Annotated in this window: 19 protein-coding genes; 10 read left to right on the forward strand and 9 right to left on the reverse strand. The window is 61.6% G+C overall.

All coding sequences use genetic code 11. The features are described 5' to 3' along the window. The first annotated feature begins 146 nt into the window (after positions 1-146). Complete coding sequence (locus H1S03_RS13775) at positions 147-1,265, forward strand: polysaccharide pyruvyl transferase family protein (protein WP_166194885.1); 1,119 nt, start codon at positions 147-149, stop codon at positions 1,263-1,265. After that, positions 1,262-2,008, forward strand: coding sequence for a WecB/TagA/CpsF family glycosyltransferase (locus H1S03_RS13780; protein ID WP_166194882.1), 747 nt, complete (start codon positions 1,262-1,264; stop codon positions 2,006-2,008). Before H1S03_RS13775 ends, H1S03_RS13780 begins: the two co-directional genes overlap by 4 nt. 9 nt (positions 2,009-2,017) lie before the next feature. Here the strand turns inward: H1S03_RS13780 and H1S03_RS13785 are convergent, their stop codons facing one another. From H1S03_RS13785 to betI, 5 genes are all read right to left on the reverse strand, one after another. Further along, positions 2,018-2,872 carry an NHL repeat-containing protein gene (locus H1S03_RS13785; protein WP_185804940.1) on the reverse strand — a complete coding sequence of 285 codons (855 nt, stop codon included), beginning with the start codon at positions 2,870-2,872 and terminating at the stop codon, positions 2,018-2,020. A gap of 289 nt (positions 2,873-3,161) precedes the next feature. Next, on the reverse strand, positions 3,162-4,823 hold the full coding sequence (gene betA, locus H1S03_RS13790; RefSeq protein WP_166194877.1) for a choline dehydrogenase: 1,662 nt from the start codon (positions 4,821-4,823) through the stop codon (positions 3,162-3,164). After that, a complete protein-coding gene (gene betB, locus H1S03_RS13795) occupies positions 4,823-6,274 on the reverse strand; it encodes a betaine-aldehyde dehydrogenase (protein ID WP_166194873.1) in 1,452 nt (483 codons plus the stop codon). The genes betA and betB overlap by 1 nt, the downstream gene beginning before the upstream one ends. A 124-nt stretch (positions 6,275-6,398) precedes the next feature. Further along, positions 6,399-7,919, reverse strand: a complete 1,521-nt coding sequence (gene betC, locus H1S03_RS13800) for a choline-sulfatase (protein ID WP_166194870.1) — start codon at positions 7,917-7,919, stop codon at positions 6,399-6,401. Beyond that, positions 7,916-8,512: a choline-binding transcriptional repressor BetI gene (gene betI / locus H1S03_RS13805; RefSeq protein WP_166194867.1), complete on the reverse strand. Its 597-nt coding sequence runs from the start codon at positions 8,510-8,512 to the stop codon at positions 7,916-7,918. The genes betC and betI overlap by 4 nt, the downstream gene beginning before the upstream one ends. A 264-nt stretch (positions 8,513-8,776) precedes the next feature. Here betI and H1S03_RS13810 point away from each other — a divergent pair, with 264 nt between their 5' ends. The 5 genes from H1S03_RS13810 (at position 8,777) to H1S03_RS13830 (ending at position 13,734) form a co-directional block, all read left to right on the forward strand. After that, a complete protein-coding gene (locus tag H1S03_RS13810; RefSeq protein WP_166194864.1) occupies positions 8,777-9,739 on the forward strand; it encodes an ABC transporter substrate-binding protein in 963 nt (320 codons plus the stop codon). Positions 9,740-9,971: 232 nt separating this feature from the next. Continuing rightward, positions 9,972-11,021, forward strand: coding sequence for an ABC transporter permease (locus tag H1S03_RS13815; protein WP_166194861.1), 1,050 nt, complete (start codon positions 9,972-9,974; stop codon positions 11,019-11,021). A 4-nt stretch (positions 11,022-11,025) separates the two neighbouring features. After that, positions 11,026-12,090 carry a quaternary amine ABC transporter ATP-binding protein gene (locus H1S03_RS13820; protein ID WP_166194858.1) on the forward strand — a complete coding sequence of 355 codons (1,065 nt, stop codon included), beginning with the start codon at positions 11,026-11,028 and terminating at the stop codon, positions 12,088-12,090. A gap of 86 nt (positions 12,091-12,176) precedes the next feature. Then, a complete protein-coding gene (locus H1S03_RS13825; protein WP_166194855.1) occupies positions 12,177-12,866 on the forward strand; it encodes a class I SAM-dependent methyltransferase in 690 nt (229 codons plus the stop codon). A gap of 19 nt (positions 12,867-12,885) precedes the next feature. After that, positions 12,886-13,734, forward strand: coding sequence for a glycosyltransferase (locus H1S03_RS13830; RefSeq protein ID WP_166194852.1), 849 nt, complete (start codon positions 12,886-12,888; stop codon positions 13,732-13,734). Positions 13,735-13,738: 4 nt separating this feature from the next. On the opposite strand, the gene H1S03_RS13835 is transcribed toward H1S03_RS13830, so the two are convergent. The 4 genes from H1S03_RS13835 to H1S03_RS13850 are packed head-to-tail and all read right to left on the reverse strand — an operon-like array spanning position 13,739 to position 19,621. Next, complete coding sequence (locus tag H1S03_RS13835) at positions 13,739-14,668, reverse strand: glycosyltransferase family protein (protein ID WP_166194849.1); 930 nt, start codon at positions 14,666-14,668, stop codon at positions 13,739-13,741. After that, a complete protein-coding gene (locus H1S03_RS13840) occupies positions 14,661-15,362 on the reverse strand; it encodes a class I SAM-dependent methyltransferase (protein ID WP_166194846.1) in 702 nt (233 codons plus the stop codon). Before H1S03_RS13840 ends, H1S03_RS13835 begins: the two co-directional genes overlap by 8 nt. Positions 15,363-15,404: 42 nt before the next feature. Next, positions 15,405-18,752 (reverse strand): glycosyltransferase family 2 protein, encoded by a 3,348-nt coding sequence (locus H1S03_RS13845; RefSeq protein ID WP_166194843.1) that lies wholly within the window; start codon positions 18,750-18,752, stop codon positions 15,405-15,407. Continuing rightward, positions 18,752-19,621, reverse strand: a complete 870-nt coding sequence (locus tag H1S03_RS13850; protein WP_166194840.1) for a glycosyltransferase family 32 protein — start codon at positions 19,619-19,621, stop codon at positions 18,752-18,754. Before H1S03_RS13850 ends, H1S03_RS13845 begins: the two co-directional genes overlap by 1 nt. A 216-nt stretch (positions 19,622-19,837) precedes the next feature. On the opposite strand from H1S03_RS13850, the gene H1S03_RS13855 reads away from it, so the two are divergent. From H1S03_RS13855 to H1S03_RS13865, 3 genes are all read left to right on the forward strand, one after another. Continuing rightward, a complete protein-coding gene (locus H1S03_RS13855; protein ID WP_166194837.1) occupies positions 19,838-21,049 on the forward strand; it encodes a glycosyltransferase family 2 protein in 1,212 nt (403 codons plus the stop codon). Positions 21,050-21,165: 116 nt separating this feature from the next. Further along, on the forward strand, positions 21,166-22,365 hold the full coding sequence (locus H1S03_RS13860) for a GSCFA domain-containing protein (protein WP_166194834.1): 1,200 nt from the start codon (positions 21,166-21,168) through the stop codon (positions 22,363-22,365). A 43-nt stretch (positions 22,366-22,408) separates the two neighbouring features. Then, a complete protein-coding gene (locus tag H1S03_RS13865) occupies positions 22,409-22,642 on the forward strand; it encodes an acyl carrier protein (RefSeq protein WP_166194832.1) in 234 nt (77 codons plus the stop codon). Positions 22,643-22,650: the final 8 nt, after the last annotated feature.

The raw sequence follows: 22,650 nt of genomic DNA on the forward strand, positions 1-22,650 counted from the left end.
AGATGCCCCTTTGTCGTAAAATACGCGTATATGACCTTCGACGTTCCTCAAGAATATGAAGAGTATCCGACGTGATCACCATTGGGCTTCTCTGGCACAGTTTCGTTTCAGGAAATATGGGGGTCAGCGCACTAACGGATGCGAACATGACCATCATTTCCCGCGCACTGAAGGAAACAGGCACAACGGGACCGGTGCGTTTCATATTGTTTGGCCCGCGCGGGGACGATGCCTTTGCCGCACCGCAAGAAGTCGGATCATATGAATATGTGACCGTGTCGAAATTCGCGCAGGCCCCCGCCGTGCGGCGCAAACTGGCGGAATGCGACATGGTGTTTGACATCGGCGGTGGGGACAGCTTTTCGGACATTTACGGCTTCAAGCGTCTGCTCAAGATTGCGGGCCTGAAATTCCTTGTTCCCCAGATGGGCAAGCGGCTGGTGCTCAGCCCGCAAACGATAGGGCCGTTTTCTGCCTCCTGGGCCAGAAAGCTGGGCGGTGCGGCCCTGCGACGGGCGCATAAGGTCTTTGCCCGCGACGCCCCCTCCGCAGATCGCGCGCGCGATCTGTTGCGGCCGGAACAGGCTGAACAGTTGCAGCTGACCACCGATGTCGCCTTTGCGTTGAGCAGGTTCGATTACTGGCCCGATAGCTTTCCTGTGCTGGAGGAGGGCAAAACCCATGTCGCGCTGAACGTGTCCGGCCTGCTTTATTCGGGGGGCTATACCAAATCGAATCAGTTCGGGTTGAGCGTGGATTACGCGACCCTGATCGACAATCTAATTGCGGAGTTGAGCGCGCGGCCAGATGTGGTTCTGTGGCTGCTGCCGCATGTCTACCGCATCTCCTCCACCGCATTGGAGAGCGACCGTTCCGTCTGCATGACCCTGGCCGAGAAGACATCCGGCGTGAACCTTGCCCCGCTGTTTTACAATGCGCGCGAGGCAAAGACCTTCATTGCCGGCATGAACCTGATGCTGGCCGCACGGATGCACGCCGCGATCGGGGCTGTTTCCAGCGGCGTGGCCTGCGTTCCGATGAGCTATAGCGTCAAGTTTCAGGGCTTGTTCGAAAGCCTCGATTACCCGCACACGCTCGACATGAAGACTGTTTCGCAAGAGGAAGCACTGGCGCGCTGCCTGAACGCGCTCGACCATGTGGAGGGGATGCGCGCCGACGCGCAGAAATCGGCCGCCTCAGCGCAGGCACGCCTGCAACCCTATCGCGATTTCATCGCCGAATTCGTCAAGGCGCGCACACGGTGAGCGACGTGCAGACCGTATCCTTTCTGGATGTCTCATTTAGCGTGGCGCAGGGCGATGTGTGGCGACAGAAAATCCTGACCCATGGCCGTGATCGCCCCTTCGGCTATATCGTGACGCCGAATGTCGATCACGTGATCCGCCTGTCCAGGGACGCCGCGCTGCGCCCGATCTATGCCGCCGCCGCCGCGCGGATTTGCGACAGCCGCGTGTTGCAGCACCTCGCGCGGATCAAGGGGTATGAGCTGCAGGTCTATCCCGGCTCTGACATTGTGCGCGATATCTTCAACGACCCGCAGGCCAAGGCGCTGCGCATCGCGGCCTGCGGTCCCTCGGCCGAGGATTTCGCGATTCTGCAGGCGAATTGCCCCGATCTGAACCTGATCTGGATCGACGCCCCCTTCATGAAGGTCGATGACGAGAACTGGGCCCGTGTTCTGGCCGATGTGGAGGCCGCAGATTGCGATATCGTGCTGCTATGCCTGTCCTTTCCCAAGCAGGAGATCATGGCGGCTCACCTGCACCGTCGGGGAAAGGCCGTCGGCATGGGGTTATGTGTTGGCGCCAGCCTCGATTTTCTGACCGGACGCCAGCGCCGCGCGCCTGAACTGATGCAAAAGCTATCGCTGGAGTGGCTGTACCGTCTGGGATCCGATCCCGCGCGGTTGTGGAAACGCTATCTGCTCGAGGGACCGAAGGTCTTCTGGTTGTTCCTCACCCGCGAAGTTGGCAGGAAAGCGCGCTGAGCCCTGCGCTCAAAGCATTGCCACATATTCGGCAGGCAACACGTAGACATTGTTGATCTGCTCGACTCCTTCGATCTTCTTGCAGAAGATCTGCTTTCCGGTTTCCGCGTCGAAAATCTGTACGCCGTTGATGAAGGCAGCGTAGTTCTTGAACAGATGCTGGTAGCGTTGGCGGATATTGGACAGGCCGGCCGCGAAATACCTTCTGCGCCCATGCTCGTACAACGCGCCGCCCCGGCCCCAGCCCGAAGTGGGGATTGCACGCAAAGGGGTCCAATCCGCGGAAAATATACGAATACTTGCCTGTCCGCTGTCGAAAACCCAGTTCTCATCCCCGACAGCCGTCACAGTGTGAGGCGCATGCAGGCGCAGCGGGAACCGCTTTCCATCGCTGAGGCGGATAACGCCGCCATTGCCCTGTGATTTCAATGCGCGTGCCTTGATCTGGTTCAGGATCTGCTTGCCATCAATATGGTGGACCAGCCCGTACAGCTCCCCATCCGCGCCGCGCGCAATGTGGTTCAGGTGATGTTTGTCACGCGGCGCACCCTGCGCAACCTCAACGATATGCCGGCGGTCAAAGGCGCCCGTTTCGGGGTCATAGGTGATATATTCATCGGTGCCGGTGCTGGTCAGCCAAAGCAGCCCGTCCCAGACTTCCATCTCATGCGCATCGACCAGCCCCTTCACAGGCAGCCTGACCTTCGCGCCGGTCGCAAAGTCGATATAGTGCAGATCGGTGCCGCCAGAATAGTACAGGCGCGTACGCTGCGCATCGTAGTACATCGCCGCCACGCCGTTTGCGCCCACCGCATTGAACGCAGGGTGAGGTGTGAAATTGCCTGCCGAATCCAGTGATTGCACACTGACGATATTGTCTCGTCCTAAGGTGCGGTCCGAGACATTTGCCGCTTCGGAACCAATTACGAGCAGTCGGGAAGTGTCACTGATCAAGGGAAATCACCTGGATGTTGCGCTGCAAGATAACTTTGGGTTAACCGCTTCGCGCTACAATTTCTATTCTATTTGTCACTGTGCCGATATTTAAGGGGACTATCCCGCCGGACCCTCGAAAGGGTACTGGGCCTCTACATTAAAGCAATAATCAAGATTATGTTATAATCTTGCCGAATTCTCCTTGTAAAACGGCTATCTAGCGTTGCGATCCTTGCCAATCGAGGTGGATCCAGGGTTCCGCGTTCGAGCGGGGCAGCGGTGTGCGGCCCAGGATATGGTCCGAGGCTTTTTCTCCCACCATGATCGACGGCCCGTTCAGATTGCCATTGGTGATGCGCGGGAAGATCGAGCTGTCGGCCACGCGCAGGCCGTCCACGCCGATCACGCGGCATTCGGGATCCACGACGGCCATGGGATCGTCCACCGCGCCCATCTTTGCGGTGCCGCAGGGGTGATAGGCGCTTTCGACATGCTCGGCGATGAAGGCGTTCAGGTCCTCATCGCTCTGCACGTCGGCTCCGGGCTGGATTTCGTGGCTGCGATAGGGCGCGAAGGCCTCCTGCCCGAAGATTTCGCGGGTCAGGCGGATGCATTTGCGAAAATCGGCCCAGTCCCGTTCTTCGCTCATGTAGTTGAACAGGATCGAGGGATCGGCAGCCGGGTCGGAGGAGGTCAGTTTCACCCGCCCGCGTGACGGGCTGCGCATCGGGCCGGTATGGGCCTGAAAACCGTGCCCCTCCGCCGCGACCTTGCCGTCATAGCGCACGGCCAGCGGCAGGAAGTGATACTGGATATCGGGATAGTCCACCCCGGCGGCGGACCGGACGAAGGCCGCGCTCTCGAACTGGTTCGAGGCCCCCGGCCCCGTCCGCGTGAACAGCCAGCGCGCGCCGACATAGGCCTTGCCCAGCAGGTTCCAGTAGCGAAACAGACTGACAGGTTGCGAGGCGGCCATCTGGATATACAGCTCCAGATGATCCTGCAGGTTCTGCCCCACGCCCGCGCGATCCGCGATCACGTCGATGCCATGTTCCGCCAGATGTGCGGCGGGACCGATGCCCGACAGCATCAGCAGCTTGGGCGAGTTGATGGAGGACGCGGCCAGGATCACCTCACGGTTGGCGCGGATCACCTCGACCTTGCCGCCCCGTTCGATCTCAACGCCGACCGCACGGCCCTGCTCGATCACCACACGGCGGGCGAAGGCGCGGATCATCGTGCAGTTCGGACGTTTCAGCGCGGGTTTGAGATAGGCATTCGCGGTGGACCAGCGACGCCCCTTGTGGATCGTCTGCTCCATCGCGCCGAAGCCTTCCTGCTGCGCGCCGTTGTAATCGTCGGTGACGGGATATCCCGCTTGACGTCCGGCCTCGACGAAGACCTTGACCAGCGGGTTTTGGCGGGTGCCGCGCGTGACATGCAGCGGGCCGTCGGTGCCGCGCCAGTCGGGATCGCCGCCATGGCCGCGATCGGTCCAGTTCTCCATCCGCTTGAAATAGGGCAGCACGTCGGCATAGGACCAGCCGGTCGCGCCGGATGCATCCCAATGGTCGAAATCCCTCGCATGGCCGCGCACATAGACCATGCCGTTGATCGAGGAGGAGCCGCCGACGACCTTGCCACGCGGGGTCGCCAGACGCCGCCCGCCCAGATGCGGTTCCGGCTCGGTCGAATAGCCCCAGTCATAGCGCGGCATGTTCATCGGATAGCTGAGCGCGCCGGGCATCTGGATCAGCGGCCCGGCATCGGAGCCGCCGAACTCGATCACCAGAACCCGGTGCTGGCCGTCCCGCGACAGGCGATCGGCCATGGCGCATCCGGCGGAGCCTGCGCCGACGATGATGAAATCGGGTTGCATCAGAACGCCGCCTCGACTGGGGACATGCCGACATAGACCGTCTGTGCCTCGGTGAAATGGTCCATCGCCATGCGCGCGTTTTCGCGCCCGATGCCCGATTGGCGCGATCCGCCGAAGGGCATTCCGACCGGGGTCAAATTGTACTGGTTGATCCAGCAGGTGCCCGCCCGAAGCTGTGCGACCACCCGGTGCGCGCGGGTCAGATCCTGTGTGAACAGACCGGCGGACAGGCCGAACTCGGTGTCGTTGGCGCGTGTGATCACATCGGCCTCATCCGTGAAGGTCAGCACGGACATGACCGGGCCGAAGACCTCCTGCCGGGCGACTGTCATGTCATCGGTGACGCCGGCCAGCACGGCGGGGGTGATCCAGAAGCCGGGCTTGTCCAGCACCTCGCCGCCTGTGATCACACGCGCGCCCTCGGCCTGCGCGGTTTCCAGATGGTGCCGCGTGATGTCCAGCTGCGCCTGCGTGGTCATCGGGCCGAAATTCGTAGCCTCATCCATCGGATCGCCAATCGTGGCGGACTCGACCCGCGCCTTGAGTTTTGCCAGAAACGCCTCCTGCACATCCGCATGGACGAAGACCCGCGTGCCGTTCGAGCAGACCTGACCCGAGGAATAGAAATTCGCGTTGATCGCGCCGGACACTGCGTCGTCCAGATCGGCATCGGCGAAGACGATGAAGGGCGATTTGCCGCCCAGTTCCATCGTCACCTGCTTCATCTGGGCGGCGGCGGCGGCGTAGACCTTGCGCCCCGTGGGCACCGATCCGGTTAGGGAAACCTTGGCGACGCGCGCGTCCCCGGTCAGGGCGGCGCCGACCGCCCCCCTGCCCTGCACGACGTTGAACAGACCGGCGGGCAGGCCCGCCTCGATCAGGATTTCCGCGACTTTCAGCGCGCAGAGCGGCGTGGTCTCGGACGGTTTGAAGATCATGGCGTTGCCGGTGGCCAGTGCGGGTGCGGCCTTCCAGCAGGCGATCTGCGTGGGATAGTTCCACGCGCCGATGCCGACGCAAACACCCAGCGGGCGGCGGATGGTATAGGCCCAGTCGCCGCCGAATTGCATCGCCTGCCCGGTCACGTCGGCGGCCAGCCCGCCGAAATATTCCAGCGCATCCGCCCCCGACGTGGCATCGGCCACCAGCGTTTCCTGAAGCGGCTTGCCGGTGTCATAGGTCTCCAACACCGACAATTCGCGGTTGCGCTCCATGATGATTTGCGCGGCGCGGCGCAGGACACGGCCCCGCGATGTGCCGTCGCGTGCGGCCCATTCGGCCTGCGCGCGCGCGGCGGAGGTCAGCGCCTGTTCCACGATGGCGGGCGTCGCCTCGTACACGGTGGCGATCACCTGACCCGTGGCGGGATAGATCACCTCGATCGGGGTGCCGGAGGTATCCTCGACATATTGGCCGTCGATGAAGTGGCTGGCTTTCGGTTGGGTGGTCATGGTCGGTCCCTCAAATAACTGTCTGGCCCGGACGAAGGCCGGGCTGCCCCCGACCGCCCCCCCGGGCGGGGGCTTCGCCACCACCCGCGGTCGGGAGCAGCCCTTTGTTCCTTGCCGCGCGCTTTCACGGGTCCGGCTGCTGACCCCTTGGGAAGCGTGCCCGCTCCTCGACCTCGTTCAAATCCATGTGGTTGCGCATGAAGCGCTCGGATGCCTTTTGCAGCGGCTGGTAATCCCACGGGTAATAGCCGCCCTGCCGCAGCGCCTCGTAGACCACCCAGCGGCGGGCCTGCGATTTGCGCACGTCGTCGTCGAAGCGTTTCAGATCCCAGCGGGCATCGGCCTGCGCGCGGAATTTTTCCAGCATGTCTGCGGCGGCGGGATCGTCGGCGCGGTTTGTCAGCTCGTGCGGATCGGCGTTGAGGTCGAACAATTGTTCCGGGTCCAGATCGCAGCGGGTGTATTTCCAGCCGTCCTGCACCAAGGCCACCATCGGGGCGTAGGATGCCTCCGCCGCGTATTCGATGGCGACGGGCGTGTCGCGGGGGGTGCCGTTGGCCAGCGGCACGACGCTTTCGCCTTGGGTCCAGGGGGCGACCTCCTCCATCGACAGGCCGGCCAGATCGCACAGCGTCGGGCAGACGTCGATATTGGACACCGGCGTCGTGACCAGACCGGGCGTCAGGCCGGGGGCGCTGATCATCATCGGCACGCGGGATGAGCCTTCGAAAAAGCTCATCTTGAACCACAACCCCCGCTCACCCAGCATGTCGCCATGGTCCGAAACGAAGAGGATCACGGCCTCCTGCCCGGTGGCCTCCAGCGTGTCCAGCACCTCACCTATCTTGTCGTCGAGATAGGAGATATTGGCGAAATACGCCCGCCGCGACCGGCGGATATCCGCATCCGTGATGTCGAAATCGCGCCAGTTGTTCGCGTCGAAGATGCGCTGCGAATGCGGGTCGTGATCGGCGTAATCCATCGCGGGCACCGGCGGGTCGAGATGCGCGCAATCCTCGTACAGATCCCAGTATTTCCGGCGTGCCACATATGGATCATGCGGATGGGTAAAGCTGACCGTCAGGCACCACGGCCGCGCGTCCAGCCCGCGGCTGTATTCGCGGATCTTGCGCACGGCGTGATAGGCGACCTCATCATCATATTCCATCTGGTTGCTGGTTTCCGCGACCCCTGCCCCGGTGACGGAGCCCATGTTGTGATACCACCAGTCGATGCGTTCACCGGGCTTGCGGTAATCGGGGGTCCAGCCGAAATCGGCGGGGTAGATATCAGTGGTGGTGCGTTCCTCGAACCCGTGCATCTGGTCGGGGCCGACGAAATGCATCTTGCCCGACAGGCAGGTCTGATAGCCCGCGCGGCGCAGATGGTGCGCATAGGTGGGCAGATCCGAGGGGAATTCCGCCGCGTTGTCATAGATGCCGGTGACGCTGGGCAATTGCCCCGACATGAAGCCACCCCGCCCCGGCGCGCAGAGCGGTGAGGCGGTATAGCAATTGGCATAGCGCACCGAACGTGCCGCCAGCCGTTTCAGGTTCGGCGCGTGCAGCCAGTCCGCCGGGCCGTCGGGGAACAGCGTGCCGTTGAGCTGGTCCACCATGAAGATCAGGATGTTGGGCGTGCTCATGAACCGGTCCTTTGAGTGTGCGCGCGCAGCGCCATGTCGATGACCTGCTCGATGGAGGCGATGGCCTCCAGCCGGCTGCCCTGGGCACCTTGCAAGGCCTGGCGAATGTAGAACCCGTCGATCAGGGCGGCGATCGTCTCGGCCAGGGCGCGGGGATCGCCCTCCATCAGGGGGCGCAGGTCGTGCATCAGATTGCTGCGCAGGCGCTGCTGATAGACCCGCAGCAGACGGTTGGTTTCCGGCACCGTCTGGGCCGAGACGTAGAAGGCCAGCCATGCCGCGATCACATCGTGCTGAAAGCTGTGGTCGGAGAAGCTGGCGGTGACGATGGCGCTGAGCCGCCCCCGCGGCGTGCGGGCCAGTGCGAGTTGCGTCCGCACCTCCGCCCCCAGCCCGCTGAGGATGTGCCGCATGGCCGCCGTCAGAATGCGTTCCTTGGAGCCGAAATAGTGATGGGCCAAGGCGCTCGACACGCCTGCGCGGCCCGCGATCTGGGTCACGGTCACGTCCAGCGATCCCTGGCGGCCGATCTCGGCTATGGCGGCCTGCACCAGCGCGGCGCGGCGCAGGGGCTGCATTCCGATCTTGGGCATGGATGACTCCTCGCATGGCAATACACGCATAGGGATGGTTTTTTTTGACTGACGCGTCAATCAAAACACTGCCAAACCGCTGCGGACGTCACGCGAATTGTGGTCTTGCGAAATCTTTTTATAGCGATAACAGATAGTTGAACGTTTCGGGAAAAAGGGTTGCAAACCACCCCCTATTGTTCTCTGATTTGCGCCACACTTGAAAATTGCCGTCGGGGGCCGATAAACGGGGCCGGCGAGATTAAAAACAAACAGGGAATTCAGATGAAAAAGATCATTCTGGCCGCATCGTTCGGCCTGGCCATGCCCACACTCGCGGCGGCGCAGGACTGCGGTGAAGTTTCGATTACCGAGATGAACTGGGCGTCCTCCGCCGTGGTTACGCATGTGTCCAAGTTCCTGATGGAGCAGGGCTATGGCTGCGATGTCACGACCGTGCCCTCGGCCACCGTGACTTCGCTGGCCTCCGTTTCCGAGACGGGCAAGCCGGACATCATCACCGAATTGTGGATCAACGGCACCCCGGCCTATGGCGAGTTGTCCGAGGCGGGCCGCATCGTGACGCTGGGCGACGTGCTGTCGGATGGCGGTGAGGAAGGCTGGTGGATCCCCACCTATCTGGTCGAGGAGCATCCCGAGCTGGCAACGCTCGAAGGTGTGCAGGCCAATGCCGATCTGCTCGACAACCGTTTCCACAACTGCCCCGACGGCTGGGGCTGCAAGAACACCAATGCCGCGCTGGTCGAGGCGGCGGAGCTGGAGGCCCACGGCTACGAGATCTTCCAGCACGGTTCGGGTGAGACGATGGCGACCTCCATCGCCTCGGCCTTCGAGAACCAGGAGCCGTGGCTTGGCTATTACTGGGCGCCGACCTCGGTTCTGGGCAAGTACGACATGACCATGGTGGATCTGGGCCCCTATGACGAGGAAATCCACACCTGCAACTCGAACCCCGAATGCGAGGAGGTCGGCCTGTCGTCCTATCCGGTCGGCCCCGTCAAGACGATCGTGACCACCACGTTCCAGGATGAACACCCCGAGGTTGCCGAGCTGATGTCCAAGGTGTCGTTCACCAACGCACAGATGGGCGAACTGCTGGCATGGCAGGAGGAGAACAACGCCTCCGCCGAGGAAACCGCCGTCTACTTCATCACCACTGGCAGCGACACCTGGTCCGAGTGGCTGAACGATGACGCGCGCGAGAAGCTCGCCGCCTTCATCCAGTAAATCCATTCAAGGCCCCTGCTAATCGCGGGGGCCTTTCGACCATCACGCGCAGGGGCCCGGCATCGACGGGGCTTTTTGCGTATCCACCGGGTCGCGGATCGGCTTCGCGTTACCGTAAGAAATCGCGAACCTGCCTTCGCGTACTGCAAAAACCGCGAACTTGCCTTCGCGTAGTCACAAATCGCGGATCAGCTTCGCGTATCAACAAAATCGCGAACGGAACGGACGGGACATGGCCTTCTACGACGGATTGATCGAGACGCTCGGCCTCAGCAACTGGTGCGGAGAAGCGGATGCAGGCGGGGGCGGGCCGGTCACCATGGCCGAACTGCTGGCGCGCGCCAATGGCGGGGGCGCCGGTGCGCCCGAACCCGACGTGCCCCTGCTGGAGACGCCGTTCCCCTCGCTCGACACGCTGCACCGCTCCTGCGATGCGATCCCGCGGACCCGCGACATGACCGAGGCGGTCGAACAGGGTTTCCTCAACATCAAGGACGGGCTGAAATTCGTGCTCGACCCGCTGACCACGCCGCTTGGCTGGTTGCTGGATGCCTCGCTGGATCTGTTTCAGGCGACGCCCTGGTTCATCATGATCCCGCTGCTGATGCTGCTGACCTGGGTCACAGCCCGGTCGGTGGGCGTGCTGGTGCTGGTGACGCTGTCCTTCCTGTTCATGGCGTTCATCGACCATTACAACGAGGCGATCCAGACGCTGTCGATCATCTTCGTCTGTACGATCTTCAGCGTGGTTCTGGGCGTGCCCATCGGCATTGCCATGTCGAAAAGCAACACGATGCAGCGCATCGCCATTCCCATTCTGGACATGCTGCAAACGCTGCCGACCTTCGTCTATCTGATCCCGCTGATCTTCCTGTTCTCGGTGACGGAGAGCAAGCTCTACGGCATTGCCATCATCCTCTATGCCATCGTGCCGGTGATCCGCCTGACCGATCTGGGCATCCGGCTGGTGGACAAGGACGTGATCGAGGCGGCGGATGCCTTCGGCATGTCGAACTGGCAGAAACTGACGGGCGTGCAGGTGCCGCTGGCCCTGCCCAACATCATGGCCGGCATCAACCAGACCATCATGATGAGCCTGGCGATGGTGGTGATCGCCTCGCTGGTCTCGGCTCCGGGTCTGGGGCGTCTGGTCCTGCGCGGCATCAACAACCTGGAACTGGGCGTCGGTCTGGTGGCGGGTTTCTGTATCGTGCTGCTGGCGGTCCTGCTGGACCGGGCCACCAAGGCGGCGCTTGGCCGCATCAATTCGAGCGAGCAGTGAGACCATGACAGAGCAAAACAACATCAAGGTCTCGATCCGGAACCTGTACAAGATCTTCGGCACCGATCCGCAGGCCGCACTGGAACATGTGCGCGGCGGTCTGGGAAAGCCGGAATTGCTGGAACAGCACGGGCATGTGCTGGGCTTGCAGGATATCAATGTCGACATCCGCGCGGGTGAGATCACGGTCATCATGGGGCTGTCCGGGTCGGGAAAATCCACGCTGATCCGCCACCTGAACCGTCTGATCGAACCCACCGCGGGTGAGATCCTCGTCAATGGCGAGGACGTGCTGGCCTACGATGCGACCAAGCTGGATGCCCTGCGCCAGAACACCATGTCGATGGTCTTCCAGAAATTCGCGCTGTTCCCGCACCGCACGGTTCTGGAAAATGCCGGCATGGCCCGGCGCGTGCGCGGCGAAAACGCCAAGGCGGCGGACAAGGAGGGGCAAAAGTGGCTCGACCGGGTCGGGCTCTCCGGCTATGGCGGGCATTATCCCAACCAGCTGTCGGGTGGCATGCAGCAGCGCGTGGGCATTGCGCGCGCGCTAGCCTCGGACAGTGAGATCATGCTGATGGATGAGGCGTTTTCCGCGCTCGACCCGCTGATCCGCACCGATATGCAGGACCTGCTGCTGGAATTGCAGCGCGAATTGCACAAGACCATCATCTTCATCACGCATGACCTGGATGAGGCGCTGAAGCTGGCGGATCATCTGGTGATCCTCAAGGACGGCGCCGTCGTCCAGCAGGGTGAACCGCAGGAAATCCTGCTGCATCCCAACGATCCCTACATCATGGACTTCATCGCCGACATCAACCGCGCGCGCGTGCTGCGCGTCCGCTCGGTGATGGAGGTGACGACCGATCCGGGCACCAATATCGCAGGCGACGTCGATGCCAATTCCAACCTGGAACGGGTGATCGCGCTGTCCGAGGGGGACACCAACCTCAACTACCGCGTGATGGAGGACGGCGCGCAAGTCGGCCTGCTGCACATGCGCGACCTGGTGCGCGCCTTGGTCCCGGTGGAGGCATCCGATCCGGCCCGCAGGCTGGCGTCGTAGTACAAGAACTTCAGTTATCGTTTCGATCTGTTATGTATCTTAGGAACGACAGATGCGTTCTGTATTACAATTACGGATGAAACGGCATGAGCACCCTTTCCAGCGGGCCGAACCTAACCGATCTGGCCGATAAGTACGGGTCGGACAAGGGATCGGGAAAGCACCGCTATACCGAGCTGTACCACATGCTCTTCTCCCCGTTTCGCAATCGAAAGATCACCTTTCTGGAAATGGGCCTGCTGATCGGCGGGCCCGAGCATGGCAAGGACGCGGACCGCCAGACGACCGACCTGCCCTCGATCCGCATGTGGCTGGACTATTTCACCAAGGCGCGGATCGTGGGGCTGGATGTCTCTGATTTCTCGTGGTTTGAACATGACCGGTTCGATTTCGTGCGCTGCGACATGGACGATCGGGCGAATATCAACGAGGCGATCGGGCGGATCGGTGCCCCTGATATCGTGATCGACGACGCGTCCCATGCCTCGCATCACCAGCAGAACGCGTTTCTGGAGATCTTCCCGCTGCTGCCATCGGGGGGGCTGTATATTATCGAAGATCTGCGCTGGCAGCCGCCGCCCTATGAAAAGGCTGGCATCACCAAAACAGCGGCCCTGTTTCAAAGCTGGCTGCATCAGCGCACCTTTGAACATTCCGACCCCACCGTGGCGGAACAGTTCAACGCACTGGCACCGGATATTTCAGGCTGCTTTGTGTTTCAGGCCGGCTATAAAAAGGCCCGCCGCGATCAGGTCGCAGTGATCCACAAACGCTAATTCCGAAAAGGCTCGCACCATGAGCACTGATATCGACGTGACCTGCGTGGTTCTGGCCTATCGTCAGGAGGGCATCGTCGCGGAAGCGATTGCCTCAATCTTTGCGCAGGAATTTGACGGGCGCATGGAAATTCTGCTGTCGGATGATTGCTCGCCCGATGGCACCTTTGATGTGATGCAACGCATGGCGGCGGAATATGACGGGCCGCATCAGATCACGCTGAACCGGAACGCCGAAAACCTTGGCGCGATTTTCCACGTGAACCGCGTGTTCGAGCTGGCCCGCGGTGATCTGATCGTTGTGAATTCCGGCGATGATATCTCCACGCCCAACCGCGCGGCGCGCCTGTATGAATGCTTTACTGCGGATGAGGTCCGCCCGCTCATGATCCATTCCGCCATGGATATCATCCGGCTGGACGGCACACCGACAGGCCAACGGTTCGATGTGAATGACCGGATCGCCAAGATGGGACCGCATCAGGCGGCCATTGCGGCGGTGGGGTGTTATGGCGCCAGTTGCGCGTGGAACAAGGAAATGTTCGAGATTTACGGCCCGATGACCGAGGCTGGCAGCTATGGCGATCTGGTCTCGACCTATCGCGCAAAACTGTTGGGCCGCTTGGCCCATGTTGACGAACCACTGGTCCTGTACCGCGAGGGCGGCGTTTCGGACGTTGCACAACTTTCAGCCGAGCAACGCGAAGCCTATAAAATCAAGCGTCAGGAAATTCAGCTCTCCGTATTACGCCAACGATTACTGGACACACGCACCGCGGCCGCAGGACGACGACAGTTGATTAAGCGTCTGAAATCGCGGATCGCCGAGGTGAATAGGCTGGTCATCACGTCAAAGGCGCAAGCCTGAGCGATCACCCCCGCGCCTGAACCGCCCGCGCCCAATTCTCGATCGTGACGGCGCGTGCGGCAAAGGAATGCTCCTGCCGCACGGTTTCGGCAAAAGCGCGACGTTCTGCACGGCGCTCTGGCCCCTCAGCCAATGCGGCCTCGGCCCCCTCGCGAAAACTCGCCTCGTCCTTGAACGTATAGACCCACGGTTCCAGCGCGGCAGGCAGGCCCGCAACCTTGTCCGACAGCAGCGGCGCGCCGCAGGCCAGCACGTCAAACACGCGGTTCGATACCAGCCCATTGGCCCGCATATCGCGCCAGTGATCGTTCAGCACCACGCCAGCGCCCGAATAATGCTGCCCTAACGTGCCATTGGGCAAAAACTGCCCCTGTAGGAACGGCGCGAACCGCTCATGCTCGACCCAACCCTTGCCCCACAGCTTCACGTCGTAGCCGCAGCGCTGCGCCATATCCAGCGAGGGCCGCCCGCCCCGTCGGTTCACCCCGACAAACAGCATCGAGCCATCGGATTCCACTTCATAGGGGCGCATAATTTCAGGGTCAGTGGCCTGTAGCAGTTGCGAAACACGCCCCCGTCCCAGCAAGCGGCGCAGCGCACGCTGTCCCCGACCCGATGCGGTGAAAACGTGGTCATACTCCAACATCTCCTCACCACGCACATTGCCCGGATGCGAGATGATCCACAGCATACTGGTGCGTCCTGCAATGGGTTGAAACCCGCCAAAGCCGCGCAGCACCAGATCAACGCCGCCCGGCGTCGTATCCGCTTGCCAGGTATCGCGGGCATCAATCTCTACGGTATGGCCCCGCGCGCTCAACGCATCCTGTAATGATCGCGCAAAGAAGTAATCGCCCCAACGCTGGGCCCGCACCAGATTAGCGGGCGCAATCTTGAGCCGAATGGAAAGGGGGGATTGATCGGCTTCAGGCATCTTTGTTTGCATCTGCGATATAGGCCGCACTGCTGGCATACTCGAACATGTCATAGAAACGGGTGGCCCCGAAATCCGAGATGTTCAGGTCAATATAGCGCGCCATCAGGTCGTCATAAGCATCATTCAGTACGCGGTTTTGCGGGTCCAGTCCGGTGATCGAAACGATCCCCGTCGGCGCCGCGTCATAAACCGTGATCTGCAAATCAGGGCGCAGCTCCAACAGGATCACCAGAACCTTCCACACATCACCGGTCCACGCACGGCCACGCACATTGGCGCGGTCGCGCTCCGTCATATTTGCATTGAACGGGCAGCAGTCATGCAGGGTCAGCGTGGCCCCCGGCGCGGCATTCCGCTCCGAATTCATGAAGTCGCGCAGCAGGAATTCGAAATGGTGCATTCCATCTAGAAAGCCGAAATCGATCTGGCGGCCCACGGCCTGCAGAAAGCCCGTCTCGAAAAAATCATCGCTGGGCATCTGGAACAGGTGCCCCTGTTGCCCGGGAAAGGTCGTGAAGCGCTTCAGCACAAATGTCGGATCAATCGCGATGAAATCCCCCGCCGCCATGGACAGGGAATTGCCTGTGCGCGACCCGATTTCCAGATATAGCGCGGGTTTCAGCTGTTTGTGCATCGCCTTGAGCAAGGCAAAATACTCAGTCCCCTGTGCGGGGCGGAATTGGTTCGTCACGCTATCTCTCCTGACAAGGTGCTGTTTGCTTTGCGGGCACACTCAATCATCACCGCCCTCCTCAACCTCAGCGACGTAAATCGCATCGGGCAATTCAGGGTCGGTGATGCTGTTATAAAGCGCGAGGTAATCGGGCTGTGCCTTTAGATAGGCGATGCGCGCGCGGTGCCACTCCACCGCTTCGGCGTGCAGGCGACTCAGCTCCGGGTCGGCCTTCAGCTCCGCCAGAACAGGTGCAACACGTTGCGCCATGAACTGCGCGGCGCGGGTATCGGTTTCGGTCGAGTAATTGCGCGCCGTCCAATAGGCCAGGCCCTGATCCTGATCCACATGGTTGATGCGGCCCCGCTCACGCTTGACGAGGAAACTCTCGGCCGAGCGCAGGATATAGTGGTTCAACGTCACCATGTCATAGCCGATGGACGCCTTGCGCGAGAACCATGTCGAATTGCCCATCGATTTTTCAGGCATGATCCGGCCAGATCCGTTGACCCAGCGGATATCGCGGCTCTCGTCCAGATTTAGCGGCCGGTGCACTCCGATCTTGTCCGAGGGGCCAGACGGGCGGGCCATGGATTTGAACCCCCAGCCCAGCCGTGGTCGGGGCAGATATTCCGGCGCACATCGCAAGAATTGTTCGGTTACCGGGCGATCCTCATAGGCATGCACATTGCCATTGCCAAAAAAGCGCCACGTCATCGACACGATATCGGGGTTGTTCATCGCGGCCAACATGCCCTGCATCGTGCCATCGCCCACATGCACATTGACGAATTCATCGCAGTCGATGACCAGATACCAGTCGCTATTGCGTACAATCGGCTGGCGGATCGCATCGTTCAGCGCGCCGCGCTGCGGCTTTTGCCCGCCCTCGCGGTTGAACGGGTTCTCCAGTCGTGTGACCAGCCCCATCTTCGCCAACCGGTCCAGCATCGGGTTGGTCTGGTCGGTGCAATCATTGGTGTAGACGAGGAAATGCTCCGCCCCCACGGCCCTGTGCCATGCGATCCATTCAAGGATGAACGGCGCCTCGTTCTTCATCGAGGTGATGACAACGATATTGTCGTTGGGCAGCGGCACCGCTGGCGCCTCCAGCATCGGATATCGCGGCTGGGTCCGTTCCAGCAGTGCAGCAAGGGCACGGCGGTCATCCTCGCCCAGATAGATCGGATCACCGGAAGGCGCGACCCCGGCAGCACGCGCCGCAGGTTGCGAGGATGCTGCCGGTTTTGCCACCGCAGCGGAGGAGGTCACCACGGGTTCGACAGGTTCCTCGGGGATCACATGCGCCAGATGCAGGTCAGACCCCGCAGGCAGCAGCCGGTTCGGGTCTGCCTCCTGCGCCGGTAATGGTACCGGATCGTGCAGCGTATTGGGCAGCGGTCGTTTGATCCGCGCGCCTGCGCTGGCCCATTTCAGAACAGGATCGGGCAGCGCCTGTGGTCCGGCCTCGAAAATCCGGTTGCCGAAATGCGGCGTGACACGGGACAGCCCGTCCATCACCGGCGCGGTAATCGCGGCATGCAGCGCGGCCATATCGGGGCGGCTATGCAACGTCGCAATCCTGGCCCGATGCGCCGCCACGCTGGCCTGATGGGCCGCGGCGATATCGGCATCCGCCATCAGGCGCGCATATTCGGCGCGGGTCGCGGCGAGGCGCGGCATGATCGAGCGTTCTTCAACCACGTTGTGGTTCATGCGGAACCAATAGCCCAGCCCCTGATCCTCGGACACATGATTGACGCGGCCCCGATCCCGTTTGACCAGATAGCTTTCAGCGTCGCGCACGGCGTAGTGGTTCAGACTGACCAGATCATATCCGGCCCAGTCCTTTTGCATACGCCAGCCGCTGTCGCGATATGCCGGCATCATCTGCAAGCCACAGCCCGAGGCCCAGCTGATCTCCGCCTCACGGGCGGGGTCGGGATTTTTCGGCCGGTGGACCGATATCGTCTGCCAGCGCCCGTCATTGCGATACATCGTTTTGAAGCCGAGCGCCTGATAGGGCTTCTTGCACCGCTCGATGGCGGCGCGGTGAAACCGCTCGGTAACGAAAGCATCCTCATACCGGTGCTGTCCGTCATTGCCGAACAACCGCCATGGTATCGAAATCGTATCCACCCCCGGCAGGGCCGCAAACAGCGCGGCCAGCGTGCCGTCGCCGGTGCGGATGTCCATGAACTCATCGACATCCAACGGCATCAGCCAGTCGGCGGCCTGAATCTCGGGGCGTTCCTCCGCGTCCTTGAAGGCGGTGAATTGCGGGTTGCTCATCCCGGCCGTGTCGGGTTTCCACGGGTTGTCAAAACGCGCTGTAACGATGCCCTTCTCAACCAGCAGATCCAGCAAGGCATCCGTCCCGTCCGTGCAATCATTGGTGTAGATAACGAAATCCGTCACCCCGATGGCCCGATTATGCGCAATCCATTCCAGGATGAACGGGCCTTCGTTTTTCATACAGGACAGCACGCAAATCCGCGGGGCTGCGGCCGGCGTCGCGGGGTCGGCCTGTTGCTGCGTGGTAACGATCGGCGCCTTGTCGGCACGATCCTTCCACCGGTCATCCTTGATATGCAAAGCCATGCCATTGGGCAGGTGCCGGCGCGGGTTCACCTCGATCCCGCGCAGGATTTCCCCCACGGGGCACCAATATCGCGGCAAACCCGAAAACGTTTCAGAGATTTCGCGCAACATCTCCGAAGGCCAGATTTGCACGGCCAGCGTGTCCGGCCGGACCAGATCGCCCAGCTTCTCCTTGCGGGACAACAACACGGCACGATCGGCATAGGCCACGGGCGACAGAACATGCACCGGATGGGCGGATGCGATGCGACCACTGGCGCGCAGGACATGGGTCAGGCCAACAGCCCCCAACATGCCCCATGGCAGATACCCCGCCGGCACGGGGTTTCCACGTGAAGCGGCGGCGCGCAGCTCGCCCTGCAAATCATCGTCCAGCCATTCGGGCACCGGCGCAGGGTCCGCGCCCAGCTCGATCAGGGCGGTCAGTTCGGGACTGTCCGCAGGCAGGGCCACGGGATCCGCGCACAGATATTGCGCATCCTGCCAGCCGAACAGATAGCCCTGCGCGTCTGGCACCAGTTCACGCTGCACCATCACACCCGGAGAGACAAAGATCGCCCCCGGTTGGGCGGCAAGGGTAAGCCAGCGCATCCGGTTTGCCACCAGCGACCGGTTCGCGACAGGCACCGTAACGGGGTCAAGCAGGGCATGGGCATCGCGCACCATCACGCCTGCCGGCACGTCGGGGACGGGACCATGCATCCACAACGTCACCGCATGACCCGCGCGTATGCACGAGGCCAGTCCCGCATAACGCAGGTAGTCCAGCGCCCCCCCGGGCCAGTAACTGACAACAGGTGCAGGCATCAGCCCGCCTCGGTCGCGTCTTCGGTATCGGAATAGTCGAACTTGCCATGGCTGGTGATCGGTGCCGCCATCGGGTCGATGCCGTGATGCTTCAGCTTCGCATCCAGCCAGCAATTGACGGGAACCCCGCCATCGTGACGCTTGGCCGAAATGCGCTTGATCCGCCCCCAGATATGCACGGTCCGGGTTTCCGGCGTGATCTGGCGGGCCACCAGGATGGGGCGTTTGAAGAATATCGCGCGATCCGCGAAATGCACTGGATACAGGACAGGTCGGGGCAAGGCGTGCTCGACCTCTCCGGTTTCATGCATGGCCCATGTTACGCCCACCGGCCCCCAGACGCCCCATGGCATCTCACCCGCGTGAATCGGCGTGCCCGCTGCTGCTGCGGCCAGCAACTGCGCGCGGAACTTGCCCGTATAGAAGGCAGGCACCTGATAGGGATCCGCCGTCAGATCCAGCAGCAGCTTCAGGGCCGCGCTTTCCGGTGGCAGTGCCAGAATTGCGCCGTTCAATCGGTTTTCATCGGTCTCAAAGCCAACAATGTAAGGCCCCATGTCCAACGGCTTGACACAATACACATCCGTATCGATCCAGACCGTTCCGGGCGCCTTTACCATCAGGTGAAAGCGGAAAATGTCCGAGAACAGCGCGACCGAGCCGGAGCGTTCATGCGTATAGACATCCGGGTTGGACATGATGTCATTGCCGTCGCAAACCTCCACCCCCTCGGGCACGCCGGTGACCTCCCCGTAAGTGTATAGCGTGGTGGGATGGCCCATTTCGACAAAGGAGGTCAGGCAAAGCTGTTCCAGCCATGTCAGCGATCCACCGATCCACAGGGCGGCAACGCGGGGTAGGTCGGACATGGACATACTTTCTGTGAGAGCGGATTTCCTTTTGTTTTGGCTTGTGTCAGCCTGTTTTTCAATTGGCGATTAGGGTTCGAGGCCCGCCAATCCCCGCAAATGCAATTCATTAGTTACCCTTGCAATGAGTCTGACCGGAGATTGTGCCCAGCGATTGTGACCGGTCCGGCCCCCGCGATAGGGTGGGCCCTGCAACACCCGCAAGAGGACGGCACCATGGCTGGCACAGGACCGCTCATCATCTCGACGATGAAGAATGAAGGGCCCTACATTCTGGAATGGGTCGCCTATCACCGGGCCATCGGATTTGCCGATTTTCTGATCTACACCAATGATTGCGAGGATGGCACGGTTGAGCTGCTCGACCGGCTGACCGAACGCGGTATCGTACAGCATGAGCGCAACAAGGTACTGCGCCGCGGTCCGCACAAGAGCGCGCTCAAGGCCGCGCGCGTCCATCCGGTGACATTGGCGGCGGAATGGATGCTGATATCGGATGTGGATGAGTTCCTGAACATCCATATCGGTGACGGATCGGTTCAGGCGATGCTGGACGCCCTGCCCGACGACACCGACGCGGTGCCCGTCACGTGGAAGCTGTTCACCCATGATGATCAGGTCGCCTTCGAGGATCGCCTGCTGATCGAGCAGTTCACCGACGCCCAGAAATCGCTTGAGGATGGCGGCGTTCCCGATCGTTTCGTCAAGACGATCTTTCGCGGGCAGCACCGCGTCGAGCGGTTCGGCCTTCACCGCCCCGTCGTGGCCGAGGAACATGTCGAGGGCTATACCTCGCGCCACCCTGACGGCGTGATTTTCAACGGAAACATGCGCCATTCCAAGGCAAACACGCATTTCGCCTATGATGCCGCGCAGATCAACCACTACGCCGTGCGTTCGATCGACAGCTATCTGGTCAAACGCGATCGCGGGCGCGCCAACCATGCGGGGCAGGTTCTGGGGGCGGACTACTGGCAACGCATGTGCCTGGGCGGTGAGCGGGACCTGAGCATCCAGCGCCACCTGCCCGCCGTGCAGGCCGGTCTGGCCGAGCTGCGTGCCGATCCCGAAACCGCCCGCTTGCACGATCAGGCCGTAATCTGGCACCGGGACAAGATCGAGGCCCTGCGCCAGCGCCCCGAATTCGCGGCCCTGCATGAGGAGGTCATGGCCCTGGCCAGGGCAGGCGACCACCTGCGCAACTTCGACGATGCACCGATGCCCTTGCGACAGGTAGCACAGGCCGCCCCGGATCCCGAACCCGTTGCGGCCCCTGCGGTCGATGCCGATTCCAGAGCTCGATTGCGCGATCTGGCCGCCCAGATGCGGCCGCTGATCGACCATGTCAGCCCGTCCGATGCGGCCAGCGCGGCCCATAGCCGGCTGGACGAAATTGAACGCGGTCTGTTTGGCAAAACAAGCCGCTAAACCACAGCATGCCATCCGAATACCGCATCGGGTGAGTATTACACTCGCACCACAGGCCCGATCGGCCTATCCTGAGATATTCTCGAGCCGCTGAGACAACGCATGAGGGCACCGCCATGGCAGATAAAGAACGCAAGGCCGCTAAGCTGCAATTTCAGACCACGTCGCGCAGCGGCAAGGAATATCGCACCTGGTTTCGCGGGGAGCATACGAATGTCCAGCCCCATAACCGGCACTTCTTCAAGGCCGGCGCGATCGAGAAATACGTGCTGAAGGGCTGGCAGCCCAAGGAACCCGTAATCGACGTCAACACGCAAGTCACGGCGTTCGGATCCTGCTTTGCCGCCAATATCTCTAACTGGCTGTCCAAGAGAAACTATAACGTTCTCAACAAGTCACCGGATGCCGGCCGCGCCTATGTGGTCGCCTGCGGCGAAGGAATGGTGAACTCCTTCGTCATCCTGCAGCAGTTCGAATGGGCTTGGGAGGGTAAAGTCTTCGATCAGGAACTGTGGCACGGCTACGATACCGAGAGCTATGGCTACGACCCCGAGGTCCAGGCCCAGACCAAGAAGATGTTCGATGAGACCGATGTGTTCATCCTGACCTTCGGGTTGAGCGAAATCTGGTATGACGAACCGACCGGAAACGTCTTCTGGCGCACCATCCCCAAGGATGCCTATGACCCGTCCCGCCACAAGTTCCGCGTCTCCACCGTCGAGGAAAACAAGGCGAACATGCGCAAGATCTACGATCTGATTCGCAAACACCGGCCCGACGCAAAGATCATCTTCACCCTGTCGCCAATCCCGCTGCAGGCCACGTTCCGCGACAATTCGTGCATGACATCCAATGCGGTGTCCAAGGGCGTGCTGCGCGTTGCGATTGATGAGCTGTACCGCGAATTGCGCGATGAGGGTGTGCTGCATTACTGGCCGTCCTATGAACTGGTTACCGATGCGTTCGGCCAACCCTACAAGGATGATCGCCGCCATCCCCGCGACGAGGTTCTCGACTACATCATGATGTTGTTCGAACGCACATGGTGTGTCGACAGCACCTTGGACGAGGGCGAACTGCTGCGTGGTTTCGTCACCGCCGGCGCGGCGGCGGGCATGTTCCCCAGCATCCTCCAGCGGATTTGCGAAGCTCGCAAACCCTTCCGTCTGGAAAAGGTCCTGGCCCGTGAACAGTTGCTGGACGATCCTCAAACGGACAAGGCGCTGCGCGGCCTGCTGAACGTGTTGCTGGAGCACTGGAAAGCCGAAGATGCCTCTGACGAGGAAATGCATGAAGCCCAGACGGGCACCGCCTGATCCTGCCCCCTTCAGTCAACATCCGCGGAATATGGAATAAAACATGAGCGAACTGACATTGACCAGATTGCGTGACCTTCTCAAGGAGGTTTCGCCCGCGCAGGATTGGTCCAGGCTGGAAATGGAAGACAGCCTCAGTGCCGCGGGGCTGGATTCCCTCGACAAGGCGACATTCGTCATGCGGCTGGAGGACGAGACAGGCCAGTCGATCCCTGACGAGGTCTACGAAGACCTCGACACACCGGCCCAAATCCTGAGCCACATCTCGGCTGGCTGAAGGCCAGC

The organism is Pontivivens nitratireducens, assembly GCF_014235845.1.
GTDB lineage: Bacteria > Pseudomonadota > Alphaproteobacteria > Rhodobacterales > Rhodobacteraceae > Pontivivens > Pontivivens nitratireducens.

Bases quoted from the DNA above. Each gene is read 5' to 3' on its own strand.
- H1S03_RS13775 (WP_166194885.1), top strand. From the start codon at position 147: ATGACCATCATTTCCCGCGCACTGAAGGAAACAGGCACAACGGGACCG.
- betA (WP_166194877.1), bottom strand. From the start codon at position 4,823: ATGCAACCCGATTTCATCATCGTCGGCGCAGGCTCCGCCGGATGCGCC.
- betB (WP_166194873.1), bottom strand. From the start codon at position 6,274: ATGACCACCCAACCGAAAGCCAGCCACTTCATCGACGGCCAATATGTC.
- betC (WP_166194870.1), bottom strand. From the start codon at position 7,919: ATGAGCACGCCCAACATCCTGATCTTCATGGTGGACCAGCTCAACGGC.
- betI (WP_166194867.1), bottom strand. From the start codon at position 8,512: ATGCCCAAGATCGGAATGCAGCCCCTGCGCCGCGCCGCGCTGGTGCAG.
- H1S03_RS13810 (WP_166194864.1), top strand. From the start codon at position 8,777: ATGAAAAAGATCATTCTGGCCGCATCGTTCGGCCTGGCCATGCCCACA.
- H1S03_RS13815 (WP_166194861.1), top strand. From the start codon at position 9,972: ATGGCCTTCTACGACGGATTGATCGAGACGCTCGGCCTCAGCAACTGG.
- H1S03_RS13820 (WP_166194858.1), top strand. From the start codon at position 11,026: ATGACAGAGCAAAACAACATCAAGGTCTCGATCCGGAACCTGTACAAG.
- H1S03_RS13825 (WP_166194855.1), top strand. From the start codon at position 12,177: ATGAGCACCCTTTCCAGCGGGCCGAACCTAACCGATCTGGCCGATAAG.
- H1S03_RS13830 (WP_166194852.1), top strand. From the start codon at position 12,886: ATGAGCACTGATATCGACGTGACCTGCGTGGTTCTGGCCTATCGTCAG.
- H1S03_RS13835 (WP_166194849.1), bottom strand. From the start codon at position 14,668: ATGCCTGAAGCCGATCAATCCCCCCTTTCCATTCGGCTCAAGATTGCG.
- H1S03_RS13845 (WP_166194843.1), bottom strand. From the start codon at position 18,752: ATGCCTGCACCTGTTGTCAGTTACTGGCCCGGGGGGGCGCTGGACTAC.
- H1S03_RS13850 (WP_166194840.1), bottom strand. From the start codon at position 19,621: ATGTCCGACCTACCCCGCGTTGCCGCCCTGTGGATCGGTGGATCGCTG.
- H1S03_RS13855 (WP_166194837.1), top strand. From the start codon at position 19,838: ATGGCTGGCACAGGACCGCTCATCATCTCGACGATGAAGAATGAAGGG.
- H1S03_RS13860 (WP_166194834.1), top strand. From the start codon at position 21,166: ATGGCAGATAAAGAACGCAAGGCCGCTAAGCTGCAATTTCAGACCACG.
- H1S03_RS13865 (WP_166194832.1), top strand. From the start codon at position 22,409: ATGAGCGAACTGACATTGACCAGATTGCGTGACCTTCTCAAGGAGGTT.